This window comes from Glutamicibacter protophormiae (assembly GCF_016894325.1).
Taxonomy (GTDB): Bacteria; Actinomycetota; Actinomycetes; order Actinomycetales; family Micrococcaceae; genus Glutamicibacter; species Glutamicibacter protophormiae.
Genome location: NZ_CP069806.1, coordinates 3,629,257 through 3,641,428, shown reverse-complemented (window position 1 = coordinate 3,641,428; position 12,172 = coordinate 3,629,257). Strand labels below are relative to the sequence as shown.

Annotated in this window: 11 protein-coding genes; 3 read left to right on the top strand and 8 right to left on the bottom strand. The window is 67.0% G+C overall.

All coding sequences use genetic code 11. The features are described 5' to 3' along the window. Positions 1-4: 4 nt before the first annotated feature. From JQN66_RS16980 to JQN66_RS16965, 4 genes are all read right to left on the bottom strand, one after another. Positions 5-739 carry an ankyrin repeat domain-containing protein gene (locus JQN66_RS16980; RefSeq protein ID WP_120991747.1) on the bottom strand — a complete coding sequence of 245 codons (735 nt, stop codon included), beginning with the start codon at positions 737-739 and terminating at the stop codon, positions 5-7. Between the two features lie 126 nt (positions 740-865). Further along, positions 866-1,795, bottom strand: a complete 930-nt coding sequence (locus JQN66_RS16975; protein WP_188948007.1) for a VOC family protein — start codon at positions 1,793-1,795, stop codon at positions 866-868. Between the two features lie 128 nt (positions 1,796-1,923). Beyond that, on the bottom strand, positions 1,924-2,133 hold the full coding sequence (locus JQN66_RS16970) for a hypothetical protein (RefSeq protein WP_188948008.1): 210 nt from the start codon (positions 2,131-2,133) through the stop codon (positions 1,924-1,926). Between the two features lie 31 nt (positions 2,134-2,164). Continuing rightward, positions 2,165-3,349, bottom strand: a complete 1,185-nt coding sequence (locus tag JQN66_RS16965; RefSeq protein WP_204676060.1) for an acyl-CoA dehydrogenase family protein — start codon at positions 3,347-3,349, stop codon at positions 2,165-2,167. Positions 3,350-3,582: 233 nt separating this feature from the next. Here JQN66_RS16965 and JQN66_RS16960 point away from each other — a divergent pair, with 233 nt between their 5' ends. Together JQN66_RS16960 and JQN66_RS16955 are read left to right on the top strand one after the other, a co-directional pair. Next, complete coding sequence (locus JQN66_RS16960; protein ID WP_188948010.1) at positions 3,583-4,485, top strand: alpha/beta fold hydrolase; 903 nt, start codon at positions 3,583-3,585, stop codon at positions 4,483-4,485. Beyond that, positions 4,482-5,537 (top strand): ferredoxin--NADP reductase, encoded by a 1,056-nt coding sequence (locus JQN66_RS16955; RefSeq protein WP_204676059.1) that lies wholly within the window; start codon positions 4,482-4,484, stop codon positions 5,535-5,537. The genes JQN66_RS16960 and JQN66_RS16955 overlap by 4 nt, the downstream gene beginning before the upstream one ends. A gap of 819 nt (positions 5,538-6,356) precedes the next feature. Here the strand turns inward: JQN66_RS16955 and JQN66_RS16950 are convergent. Together JQN66_RS16950 and JQN66_RS16945 are read right to left on the bottom strand one after the other, a co-directional pair. After that, complete coding sequence (locus JQN66_RS16950; protein WP_204676058.1) at positions 6,357-6,629, bottom strand: hypothetical protein; 273 nt, start codon at positions 6,627-6,629, stop codon at positions 6,357-6,359. Then, entirely contained in the window at positions 6,629-7,669 is a 1,041-nt protein-coding gene (locus tag JQN66_RS16945; protein ID WP_204676057.1) for a 3-ketosteroid-9-alpha-monooxygenase, oxygenase component, read from the bottom strand. Before JQN66_RS16945 ends, JQN66_RS16950 begins: the two co-directional genes overlap by 1 nt. Before the next feature lie 253 nt (positions 7,670-7,922). On the opposite strand from JQN66_RS16945, the gene JQN66_RS16940 reads away from it, so the two are divergent. Next, on the top strand, positions 7,923-9,479 hold the full coding sequence (locus tag JQN66_RS16940; RefSeq protein WP_204676056.1) for an FAD-dependent oxidoreductase: 1,557 nt from the start codon (positions 7,923-7,925) through the stop codon (positions 9,477-9,479). A gap of 190 nt (positions 9,480-9,669) precedes the next feature. Here JQN66_RS16940 and JQN66_RS16935 read toward each other — a convergent pair whose 3' ends face one another. Together JQN66_RS16935 and JQN66_RS16930 are read right to left on the bottom strand one after the other, a co-directional pair. After that, positions 9,670-10,350 (bottom strand): enoyl-CoA hydratase/isomerase family protein, encoded by a 681-nt coding sequence (locus JQN66_RS16935; protein WP_204676055.1) that lies wholly within the window; start codon positions 10,348-10,350, stop codon positions 9,670-9,672. After that, complete coding sequence (locus JQN66_RS16930) at positions 10,343-11,998, bottom strand: AMP-binding protein (protein WP_204676054.1); 1,656 nt, start codon at positions 11,996-11,998, stop codon at positions 10,343-10,345. The genes JQN66_RS16935 and JQN66_RS16930 overlap by 8 nt, the downstream gene beginning before the upstream one ends. Positions 11,999-12,172: the final 174 nt, after the last annotated feature.

Here is a 12,172-nt window from a genome sequence, read left to right as displayed (position 1 = left end):
CAGACTACGGCAGGTATTCGTCGAGGGCTTTCACCATGTCCTCATACCCCCGCTGTTTTGCCAAATCACGTGGCGAAACCCCGTTGTCATCCGGGATGCCGGGATCCGCACCGCCAGCCAGCAGCAAACGCACCGCCTCGACCTGTCCCGGGCCGCCGTCGCCGAGCACGATGGCCTCGTGCAGGGCGGTCCAGCCCAGGTTGTTGATGTGGTCCACGGGAACACCGGCTTCCAGCAGGATCTTGATGGTTTCTGTATGGCCGTGTTCCGCGGCGGGAATCAGCGCGGTGCCGCCGTAGCGGTTGGTGCTGGCGACGTCGGCCCCGTGCGCGATGGCGAGCTCGAGGATCTCGTCCAGGCCCTCGGCTCCCGCATAGAGGAAGGCCGAATCCTGAATGGGATCCTTGGCGTTCACGTCCGCGCCGGCTTTGACTAGTACCGCAGCCATCGAGGTATCCTCGTTTTTCACCGCGCGCACGAGCAACGGCGTCTGGTCCGCGAAGCGTGCGTTGGCATCCGCTCCGGAAGCGATGGCCGCCTGCGCCGCCGCCAGGTTTCCGGAATCCACCGCTGTCTGAAGTGCGGCCGTCTGGTCGTGGGCACCCGCGGACCCTTGCCCGCTGTCGGCAGGCGGAGGGGCCGCGGCGGGGGTACAAGAACCGAGCAATAGCACCGCACCCAGCGCCAGCGAGGGCAGCAAGGCGTGCCACGCGGAGCGGCGGAGCCTGATTTCGGTCATGCTTCCAGCTTGCCAGCAGTCAGCGGTGCGCCGCATCAGCCCTACGTGTCTTTCTGGACAAAAAGACGCTCCCCGAGGCCTGGCTGTTTCCAACCAGGCACCGGGGAGCGTCATGCGCGTCTGCGACTAGTTTGCCGCGGCGACTGCTGCCGGCGGCATGAAGGCCGCCAGCGGTTCGGCGCCTTCGTGCGAGTGGCCCCAGTAGCTCTCAGCGGTGATTTCCTCGGCGGTGTAGTAGGACTCGTCGACGAGCATGCCGTCGGTGCCGTACTCGATGTCCCAGCCGCCCGGTGCGCGGACGTAGAAGGAAACCATGTGGTCGTTGGTGTGGCGGCCCAGGGATGCGGTGATGTTGAAGTCCATCTGGCGCACCTTGTCGTAGGCGCGGCCCACGGTGTCCAGGTCCTCGACCTCCACCATCAGGTGCACCAGGCCCGGTGCCTCGCCGTGCGGTGCCGGGCCCATGGCCAGCGAGTGGTGGCGCTGGTTGCAACCGTAGAAGCGGAAGCGGGTGGCCGGGCGCTCCGGGCCCAGGCGGACGGCGCCGCGCGGCAGGAAGCCGAGCACCTCGGTGTAGAAGGAGGTGGTCTCCTCCATCTGGGTGGTCGGCAGCACCACGTGGCCCATGCCCTGCGCACCGGTGACGAACTTCTGCGCGTAGCCGGTGATCAGCGGGGTGTGGTCCAGGCGCGGGCCGAAGAAGATCTCCACCGGGTGGCCGGCTGGATCGGTGAACGTAATGACCTGCTCCAGGCCGCGCTCGTCGTTCTCCTCCTCGGTCAGCCAGGTCACGGGGATGCCTGCGGCCTCCACGTCCTTGGCCACGGCGGCCAGCGCGAACTGGTCGCGGACCTCCCAGCCCACGGCCACGACCTGGTCGACGTCGCCCGGAAGCACGATCAGGCGGGCTTCGCGCTCGTCCATGCGCAGGTACAGGGCGTCAGGGTTCGGGCCAACGGTTTCTGCGAAGCCCAGGGCTTCGACGGTCAGTTCACGCCAGCGCGCGATGTGCTGGGTCTGAACCTTGAGGTATCCAAGTCCACGGATATGAGTCATTATCTGTCCTTGTTCGTATCTAGTGAGTTGCCGGGCGGTGCCCGGTGATGTCGTTGCCTAGGAACCGGCGGGTGCTGGTGAGCGGTGCGAGTGGCACCCGCCGGTTCCCGATGGGCGGCCAGGGGCCGCTAGTTCAGGGACGGGTCGGCAATCGGCCGAATGGTGAATCCCATGCTCTTGTCGATCAGCGTGCGCTGCCGGAAACGCTCGGGCTCCAGCCAGAGGACATCGGCGGAGTCAAGGACATCCTTGACGAAGCCGGTGCGGACTACCTGTCCGCCCTTGCGCAGTTCCACTCGCTTGCCCGCGAGCTTCTTCCAATCTGTTTGACGTGCCATGGGATTTTCCTTTCAGTTCCTTGCCGGGCGGCTAGACGCCGGCTGCGAGATTCGCTGGTGGTTCGACGCCGACCTGGGTCATGATGGCGGCGTGGTAGCTCGGGCCCGGGACGTGGATCGCGTGGGCCAGGCCCATGTGGGCGTCGCGCCAGAAGCGCTGGACCGGGTTGTTCATGCGCAGCCCGTTGCCGCCCGAGCGGGACAGGATCATGTCGATGGCGTTGGTGGCGCGCCATGCTGCCTGGATCTGGGTGCGGCGGGCCAGGGCGCGCTGCTCCAGGGTGATCTCGCCGCCGGCTGCGACTGTGTCGTAGAGGCGGGTGACGCTGGCCAGCAGGGTGTCGCGGGAAGCGCTGATCTCGCCGGCGGCCTCGCTGACCGCGTACATGGTGTACGGGTCTTCGACGGACTTGAAGCCGTTGATCTGCACGCGCTCGCGCTGGTAGTCGAGGTGCGCCTGCAGCGCGCCCTCGGCGATGCCGATGACGGCGGCGGTCAGGCCAACCGGGAAGATGCTGTAGAACGGCAGGCGGTGGATCGGCTCGTTCTTGCCGGCCTTGCGGGCCACCTCGCCGGCGAACAGCTCGGCCTGGTCGATGGCGCGGTACTCCGGGACAAAGACGTTGTCGATGATGACGTCCTTGCTGCCGGTGCCCTTCAGGCCCACGACATCCCAGGAATCCTCGACGATGGTGTAGTCCTTGCGCGGAACCACCACGTGCAGGAACTGCGGAGGCTGCACCGGGTTGCCCTCGGAGTCGCCCAGGAAGGCGCCCAGGATGACCCAGTCCGAGTGGTCGGTGCCGGTGGAGAACTGCCAGTGGCCGCTGAAGCGGTAGCCGCCCTCGACCGGGGTCGCGGTGCCCATCGGTGCGTAGGGGGAGGAAACCCAGACTTCATTGCTTTCGCCCCAGATTTCTTCCTGCAGCTTCGGAGACATGAGCTCCAGCTCCCAGGGGTGCACGCCAACCACGCCGGCAACCCAGCCGGCCGAGCCGTCCAGGCTGGCGAGCTTCATGACGGTCTCTGCGAATTCAGTAGGGTGGGCGCGGGTTCCCCCGTACTCCACCGGTGCCAGCAGCTTCATGACGCCGGACTCGCGCATGATCTGCACGGTCTCATCGCTCAGTTTGCCCAGCTCTTCGTTGACGGAGGCCAATGCACGCAGCTCATCGGCACGGGTGGTGAGGACGTCGCTCACGGTGGTAATCGTCATGGAATTCTCGCTTCCTAATCAAGCTCGTAAAACTTTGCTGCTGGCTAAAATCTAGGCGCAGAATCGATCGAACGTGACCTATGTCTCAGCCATTGGGATTGTTGGTTTCACGTCGATTTCCCGGGCTGGAATACGGCATCCCGGTCATCGGGATCCGGCCTGTTTTGCCCCGCGCCACCGCAATAAGGTTCACCAAAGACCAATTTGTATCCGCAGATCGAGGAGCCAATCAGATGACTACGGAACTTCGCAATGCGCCGGGCGGATCGCCTGCATCCGGCGTCGACGCAATCCTGCGTGAACTGCCCACCGAGCAGGGCACGCTGCGCTACTGGGAAGCCGGCCAAGGCCGCCCGCTGGTGTTCCTGCATGGCTCGGGGCCGGGCGTCAGCGGATGGCAGAACTTCGGCGACGTGCTGCCGGCCTTCGCCGAGCACTTCCATTGCTATGTGATTGAATTCCCCGGCTTCGGCGTCAGCGACCCGACCGACAAGCACCCCATGCCGGCCGCCAGCCAGGCGGTCATCGACCTGCTGGACGGGCTGGGCCTGGACAAGGTCGATATCATCGGCAACTCCATGGGCGGCATGGTCGGCACCCTGTTCTCCATGAGCCACCCCGAGCGCGTGCGCCGCCTGGTGACCGTGGGCGGCCTGGGCCTGAACGCCTTTGCGCCGTTCCCCGCCGAGGGCATCAACCTGCTGATCGCCTTCACCGAGGATCCGACCCGCGAACGGCTCATCCAGTGGCTGCGCTCCATGGTGTTCGACGAGGAAACCGTCACCGAGGAACTGATCGAGAAGCGCTGGGCCCTGGCCACCGAGCCGAAGACCCTGGAAAGCGCGCGCCGCATGTACAGCGCCGCGGCCATGAAGGCGCAGATCGCCGCGCAGGCCGAATCCGATCAGCCGCCGGCATGGTCGATGCTGCACAAGGTCAAGGCCAAGACCCTGATCCTGTGGGGCCGCGACGACCGAGTCACCCCGATGGACGCCTCGCTGATCCCGATGCGCACCATCCCGGACGTGGAACTGCATGTGTTCCCGAAGTGCGGGCACTGGGCCATGATCGAGCAGAAGCAGGCCTTCGAGAGCGTCGTCGTAGAATTCCTGAACCGTGAGGAGGACGCGTCATGACCAGCACGGTCAGCAGCCCGCGGATCACCGCGCTGCGCACCCGAGTCGTCGAGGTGATCAAGGAAACCGCCGACGCGCACACCCTGGTGCTTCAACCGCCGGCGGAGCACGCCGACAGCTTCCGCTACCGCCCGGGCCAGTTCCTGACCCTGCGCATCCCCAGCGACCGCGACCACGATGCGGCGCGCTGCTACTCGCTGTGCAGCTCGCCGGAGCAGGACGAGATGCTCAAGGTGACCATCAAGCGCACGCGCGACGGATACGCCTCCAATTGGATCTGCGACAACGTGGAAGCCGGACATGAGATCGAGGTGCTCAAGCCCGCCGGTACGTTCGTGCCCTCCAACCTGGACTCCGACTTCCTGCTGTTCGCCGGAGGCAGCGGCGTGACCCCGGTGATGTCCATCCTGAAGTCGGCGCTGATCTCCGGAACCGGCTCGATCACCCTGATCTACGCGAACCGCGACGAGCAGAACGTGATCTTCAAGGACGAGCTGGTGGCCCTGACCAAGGCCTACCCGGGCCGTCTGACCGTGATCCACTGGCTGGAAAGCGTCCAGGGAATTCCGGACCTCGCATCGATGACCGCGCTGGCCAAGCCCTACGCGCAGCGCGAGGCGTTCATCTGCGGCCCCGGCCCGTTCATGGACTGCATCGAAACCGTGCTGCAGAACCTGGGCGCCGACCAGAGCCGGGTGCACATCGAGCGCTTCGTGTCGCTGGATGCCGACCCGTTCGCTCCGGTCGAGGCGCTGATCCAGGATGCGGAGGGCGAAACCGCGCAGGTCGAGGTGGAGCTGGACGGAAAGACCAGCAACGTCGCTTGGCCGGCCGGCAACAAGCTGCTGGACGTCCTGCTCAACGCCGGGCTCGACGCGCCGTTCTCCTGCCGCGAGGGCGCCTGCAGCGCCTGCACCTGCATCGTGCTGGAAGGCGAAGTGGAGATGGAGCGCAACGAGGTGCTCGAACCGCAGGACCTGGAAGAAGGCCTGATCTTGGCCTGCCAGGCCAAGGCGCTGAGCCCGAAGGTGAAGATCACCTACGAGGGCTAGAACCATCTGCAGATGCCCCGCCATTGGCGGGGCATCTGCTGTTTTAGCTGAAATTCTTCTACCGGGGTCCAGTTGGCATGAAACCTGAGGGGCAGGGTTCCCGCAGCGTTCCCCGCTGTTGTCCAGTGTGCGCAAGGGGAGGATTCCAATGACCTCGATGCCCCACGTGCCGTACGCGGTCGAATAGAAAATTCATGATGATGCAGAGGCCCTGATGGCCGCATTTCGCGCCAATTCCGACGGGGCAGCACTCGTGGACGCGGTGCGCGAATTCGCCGCCCACGTCGACACCGCAGGACTTGGCGTTAAGGAGCAGAAAGTTTTGGGACGAGGGTCTTTGCGGCAAGAAACTCGACGTTGCACAGGCATCTGCAAGGAATGTCGTCGCTCGCGCCCAATTCTTGCACTCCACCCTGTCGACCAGGGAAACAGCCGAGCTTCTTGGCCTGGGCCAGTCCACGGTTGGGCGCTACAGCGCAGCCGGTGCTCTTTGTTCGTTTGTCCACAAAGGGAGATTGAGGTTTCCCCGCTGGCAATTCGCGGGTTCAGGAGTGCTGCCAGGGCTCTCCCACGTGCTGGCGCAACTCCCGGTGGGAGTCCACCCGCAGGCGGCCGAAGGGTTCTTCACGTCGGAAAATACGGAACTGGTGGCGGGAGGGTGGCACTGCACTCCGGCGCAGTGGCTCGCCGAGGGGAATGATCCGTGGCCTGTCGCCAGGCAGGTGGCGGCGCTGGGACTGGTGATATGACTTCGGGTTACAGCGAGGCCGCAGCGGCAGGCCGAGGTAGTCCCCGGGCAACCGCGGCAGCCGGGCCCGGTCAGGAGATAGCGGCCTGATCTGCGAGCTTCAGATTGCCTTGAACCGTCTCATCGCGCACCGCCGCGCGCAGGGTCTCGCAGCCCACGAACTGGTCACGCGGCAGGTTGCCCGTAGAGCGGGCGGGGCGCTCGCGGCACAGGTCCAGCGCCTCGTCGTTCCACTGGACGCTGGTCTGCTCCCACGCGCTCTTGCGCACCTGCACCTTGGCCAGGCATTCGATGCAGCGCACCTGCTGCACTGCGGCGTCTTTTTCTTGCTCGAGGTTCGACATTACGCCAGCTGCTTTCCGTTGACTCGGCGGAGGATCAGGTTGCGGGCCGAGGACCTGGTCCACAGGTCCATCGGCATGGTGGTGTCCACCTCGTATTCGAAGCGCTCGGTCATCTGCGGGGAGACATCCTGCTCGTCGACGAAGAACTGGGAATACCAGCGGTGCAGTGCCGCGACGGGGCTGCTGGCCCCGCGTGCGGCCCGGCAGCCCGTTGCGGCTGCGTCGTCCAGCTGCGCGCGCACGGCCCCGGTGATCGAGCGCAGGATCTGCGTGGCGTGCCCGGCGGCGGCGGTCTTCAATTCAGGGGCCGGAGGCTGCTCGGTGCGGACCATAACCCCGGTCATCAGCACCAGGTGCTGTTCATCGATGGGGTAGTGCGCGGTGAGCACGATGGCATCGAGATTGCGGTCTTCCATCACATAGTCCAGCTGCGCAATCATGACGGCCGGCCCGTAGTAGCTGGCCACCGAGTCCGCCAGCTGGATCGCCGCGGCGTTGGGCGCCGGATCCTTCAGCTGGTAGCTGTGGTGCAGCGGCCCCTCGAAGTACTGGGTGGCCAGCTGTCCTTCGAAAACGTTCTTGAAGTACAGCTGCTCGCCCTTGGTGACGTGGGGCGAATCGGCCAGATGCACCACGTGCTCCATGACCTGGCCGGTGCTGGTGGCCAGGGTGGTTTCCTTCCACGCCCAAGCCGACCATTCAAGGTCCTCGTCATCCTCCGCGCCAGTGCCGCTGCGCAGGCGGGGGATCGCCAGGTTCTGCGGCGGCGGATTGCCCTGCGGGTCGTGCCACACGTAGAACAGGCCGTCCTGCTCAAGGCAGGAAAGCTCCTGCGGGGACTGTTCGGTCTCCAGCCGGGCCGCCAACTGGTCTTGGCCATCGGCCTGCACCCGCAGGGTTGCGCCGAAGGCGGCGAGGCGGTGCGCGCCGCCGTCGCGGAATCTGTGGGACAGGCCAAGGCAGTGCCAGCCTCGCGCGTAGCGCGCGGGAACAGCGTTCGGCGGCTGATCGCCAAGCGGCTGCGGATCGACCCGAACCATGTGCATCCCATTCCTTCGTCACACCTGACCTAGAGACGCTCCTCCGGAGACCTGGTCCCGGAGAAGGCGTAAATCTATATCTAGCCATAAATTTCCGTTTTGGAAACGGTGAATCCCGGTGTGCGGGACGTCACAAAAACCGCCGGCTTGGGTTTGTCCCGAATTGTCCTACTGGATGGGATGCGCCATCCGCGCATCCTGCCGGGTCTGATTGGGTAGCGCTCACACCCATGTGGACGACAAAGGAGAAACTATGTCCAACAATCAGGTTTGGGACGATGAATACGAGGTCGTAGTTGTCGGCTCCGGCGCTGCGGCCTTGGCCGGCGCCTACACGGCGGCACGGCGCGGCCTGAAGACCCTGCTCGTGGAAAAGACCAACCTTCTGGGTGGGGCCTCGGCCTACTCCGGCGCCTCCTGCTGGCTGCCGGGCACCCAAGTGCAGCAGCGCGCGGATGTCGAGGACTCCGGCGAGTCCGCCAAGGCCTACCTGCAGGCCGTCATGGGTGACCACGAGGTTGAACGCCGCGAGGCGTTTGTGGACACCGCCCCGGAACTGGTTGAATTCTTCGAGTCGGATCCTGCCATCCAGTTCTACTGGACCGCATTCCCGGACTACTTCAACGCCCATGAGAGCAAGCCGCTGGGCCGCTCCATGATGCCGGTGGACCTGCCGCGCGAGGAAATCGCCGAGCTCGCCGATCTGGTGCGTCCGCTGGTCGAATACGACCGCTACAACCAGCCGCACCCGGACGGACCGCTGACCGCAGGCCAGGCGCTCGTCGGCCGCCTGCTGCTGGCGCTGACCAACACCGGCAACGGCACCATCCAGCTGGAGACCGAACTGGTGGACGTGGTCTCCGAGGACGGCCGCGTGACCGGCGCGATCGTCAAGAACGCCGAGGGCACCCGCCGCATCCGCGCCACCGAGGGCGTCATCCTGGGTGCCGGCGGCTTCGAGGCCAATCAGGACCTGCGCACGTTGAACGGCACCCCGGGCAACTCCGGCTGGACCATGGCCCCCGCCGGCGCCAACACCGGCACCGCCATCCGCGCCGGCCAGAAGGCCGGCGGCGTGGTTGAGCAGCTGCACCAGGCCTGGTGGTGCCCGGGCGCGGCGCAGCCCAAGGGCAATGCGGCCTTCGCGCTGGGCTTCCGCGGCGGCGTGTGGCTGGACGCCAACGGCCAGCGCTTCGCCAACGAATGCCTGCCGTACGACCAGATGGGCCGCGTGCTGGCCGCCGCGCCGGAGCGCATCCCGTCCTGGTTCATCTTCGACTCGCGCTTCGGCGGCGAACTGCCGGGCATTATGCGCCCGTTCAACACCACCCCGCAGGAGCACCTGGACGCCGGCACCTGGGTCAAGGCAGACACCCTCGACGAGCTGGCGGCGGCCACCGGCCTACCGGCCGACGCGCTGCAGGCCAGCATCGAGCGCTTCAACGGCTTCACCGTCACCGGCGTGGATGAGGACTTCCACCGCGGCGAGAACCCCTACGACCAGTTCTTCGCCGACCCGGCCTACGGCCCGGGCCCGACCCTGATCCCGGTCGACCAGGCGCCGTTCTACGCGGCCCGCATGGTCCTGAGCGATCTGGGCACCAAGGGCGGCCTGCGCACCGACGTGGACGCCCGCGTGCTGCGCGAGGACGGCACCGCCGTCGAGGGCCTGTACGCGGTGGGCAATACCAGCGCTTCCTTCTCCGGCGGCTTCTACCCGGGTCCGGGCACCCCGCTGGGTTCGGGCATGGTCTTCGCCTACCGCGCAGCCCAGACCCTGAAGGCTCCGGTCCAGGCGCAGGTCGGCTAGCCTCCGGAACCGTGCAGCATGAGGGCCGGGGCCGGCGGGAACAGCATGGTGTTCCCGCCGGCCCCGGCCTTCGGCATGCCTGTCGAATGCGCCACCTGGCCGGTGCAACGGCGGCGGGCGCACCAACGAAGAGGGCCGGAATCCCTGTGGATTCCGGCCCTCCTCGCGCCCGTTCAGGCGGCTGGCTGCGTTAGCCCGCCAGCGCTCCGGCGGGGCGGTGCCCACGTTCCAGCGCGGACGCCGCGTCGGCGTACATGATTTCCTTGACGGCGCCCAGCGTCTGGGGGTGGGCCGGTACGTGGGCGGAGGCCAGCTGGACAGCTCGTTCGACAAGCTGATCCACCGGTACTGCCTCGTCCACCAGTCCGGCGGCCGCGGCCTGGCCGCCGTCGAAGCGGCGCCCGGTCAGCATGGCGTCGCGCGCCTGCGCCGCGCTGAGCTTGGACTGCACCAGAGCGGCCATGCCTTCGGTGAAGGCGATGCCGATGTTCACTTCGGGGAAGCAGAAGAAGCCGCGCTCGGTGCGCATCACCCGGTAGTCGTGGGCCATGGCCAGCAGCGCCCCGCCGCCGAAGGCGTGGCCGTTGACGGCCGCCGCGGTGGGCATGGGCAGCGTCAGCACGCGCCGGTACACCGCCTGCAGCTGGCGGACGTAGTCCGGGTCGAGTTCCACCGGGCCCTCGGCCTCGGCCACGTCCAGGCCGTTGGAATAGAACTTTCCCGTGCCGGTGGTCACCAGTGAGGTGGCCGGTGAGGCGAGGACCTCATCGAGCAGGTCGTTGACTTCCTGCAGCCAGATGACGCCCTGGCGGTTCTGATCCGCACCCAGATCCAGCACGGCGGTGGTGCCAATGAGTCGCAAGCTAGGCACGGGCACCTGCCGAGGCCGGTGCGAGCGGGCGGATGCTGCGCTTGAGGATCTTGCCGGCCGCGTTGCGCGGCAGCTGGGCGGTGATTTCCACGCTGCGCGGCACCTTGTAGTTGGCCAGCCATTTGCGGCAGTGGGTGATCACGTCCTGCTCGGTGAGCTGCGAGCCCGGCAGCACCTCGACCACCGCGTGCGCGACCTCGCCCATGCGGTCGTCGGGCTGGGGGAGCACTGCGCAGGCGGAGACCCCGTCCAGCGATCCGATGGTGTTCTCCACCTCGGCCGGGTAGACGTTGAACCCGCCTACGGTGAACATGTCCTTGATGCGGTCCACGATGCTCAGGTAGCCGTCCTCGTTGAGCTTGCCCATGTCCCCGGTGTGCAGCCAGCCATCGGCGTCGATGGCCTTGGCGGTGGCTTCCGGGTCGTCCAGGTAGCCGAGCATGACGTTCTCGCCGCGGACCAGGACTTCGCCGGCGGTGCCCGCCGGGACGTTGCGTCCGGCGGTGTCCACGACACGCACCTCGAAGCCGGCGGTGGGCCGGCCTGCGGTGCTGGTGACGGTGTGCGCGCTGTCGCCCGGACGGCACATGGTGACCACCACGGCCTCGCTCAGCCCGTAGGCGGTGGTCAGCTGCTGGACCCTGGCCTCGGTGCGCAGGCGCTCAAGCAGCCGGTCCGGGACCATGGCGGAGCCGAGCACGGCCAGGCGCCAGTTGGTTTCCTCGGCGGCAGGGAAGTTCGGGTGGTCGAGGATCGACTGGTGGATGGTCGGGGCGCCGGGGATCACGCTGATCTTCTCCTCGCGCAGCAGCCGGACCGTTGCATCCAGGTCGAAGGTCGCCATGGGGTAGATGGCCGCGCCGGTGGCCAGGCAGACCAGGATGCCGACCTTGTAGCCGAAGGTGTGGGAGAACGGGCTGACCACCAGGTAGCGGTCCTCTTCGGTGATCTGCGCGTGGTCGGCCCAGGCGTAGCTGACGCCCAGGGACTGGCGGTGCGCGGAAATGACGCCCTTGCTGCGCCCGGTGGTGCCGGAGGTGAAGATGACATCCGCGATGTCCTGCGCGGTAACCTGCGCGGCGCGTTCGGCCACCAGGGCCGGATCCGCGCCGAGGCCGGCCGCCAGGAAGTCGTCCCAGCCGGACAGCGGGAGCACCGCGGTGTCCACCGGGGCACCGGACTCCCCAGCTGGCAGGCTGACAAGGGTTTTCAGCTTCGGCAGGCCCGGGACCACGTGGGCCTCGTCGGTGTAGCCGAGCTCTGCGGCGCCCTCGACGAGCAGCCGGGTGTAGGAGGTGTCCAGGAAGCCTTCGGCCACGAACAGGACCCGGGCCTCGGCCCGGGAGAGGATCTGGTGCGCCTCGATGCCGCGGTAGCGCGAGTTCAGCGGAACCATGGCGGCACCGACGCTGGTGGCCGCGAGCGCGGCGATCACCCAGCGTGCGGTGTTCGGCGCCCAGATGGCGACCTTGTCCCCGTGCTTCACGCCGCTGGCGATCAGCGCCGCGGAGGTCCGGCGGACCTGCTCGGCCAGCTCGGCGAAGCTCAGGCGCACCGGCCCGTCGACCAGTGCTTCCCGGTCGGTGAAATGCTCGGCGGCGTAGGCCACCAGGGCGGGGATGGTTTGCGGTTGCTCATGGCTCTGCATGCACGTGGCTCCCTTGTCTTTTCGCAGCACCGTCCTCAACTGTTGGGACGCTCTGTATTGGCGTAATCCAGCTGGAACTTCACCCCGGGCAAGCCTGTCGGGGCGTGCGCGGGGGAAATAGTTTGAGGCTACTGAGGTTGGGAATGCAACGCGGGAGCTGTCCCGGTGGGCGGG

Excerpts from the sequence above, each read along its gene's own strand:
- JQN66_RS16970 (WP_188948008.1), bottom strand. The coding sequence starts at position 2,133 with ATGGCACGTCAAACAGATTGGAAGAAGCTCGCGGGCAAGCGAGTGGAA.
- JQN66_RS16950 (WP_204676058.1), bottom strand. The coding sequence starts at position 6,629 with ATGTCGAACCTCGAGCAAGAAAAAGACGCCGCAGTGCAGCAGGTGCGC.
- JQN66_RS16960 (WP_188948010.1), top strand. The coding sequence starts at position 3,583 with ATGACTACGGAACTTCGCAATGCGCCGGGCGGATCGCCTGCATCCGGC.
- JQN66_RS16940 (WP_204676056.1), top strand. The coding sequence starts at position 7,923 with ATGTCCAACAATCAGGTTTGGGACGATGAATACGAGGTCGTAGTTGTC.
- JQN66_RS16945 (WP_204676057.1), bottom strand. The coding sequence starts at position 7,669 with ATGGTTCGGGTCGATCCGCAGCCGCTTGGCGATCAGCCGCCGAACGCT.
- JQN66_RS16955 (WP_204676059.1), top strand. The coding sequence starts at position 4,482 with ATGACCAGCACGGTCAGCAGCCCGCGGATCACCGCGCTGCGCACCCGA.
- JQN66_RS16975 (WP_188948007.1), bottom strand. The coding sequence starts at position 1,795 with ATGACTCATATCCGTGGACTTGGATACCTCAAGGTTCAGACCCAGCAC.
- JQN66_RS16930 (WP_204676054.1), bottom strand. The coding sequence starts at position 11,998 with ATGCAGAGCCATGAGCAACCGCAAACCATCCCCGCCCTGGTGGCCTAC.
- JQN66_RS16980 (WP_120991747.1), bottom strand. The coding sequence starts at position 739 with ATGACCGAAATCAGGCTCCGCCGCTCCGCGTGGCACGCCTTGCTGCCC.
- JQN66_RS16965 (WP_204676060.1), bottom strand. The coding sequence starts at position 3,349 with ATGACGATTACCACCGTGAGCGACGTCCTCACCACCCGTGCCGATGAG.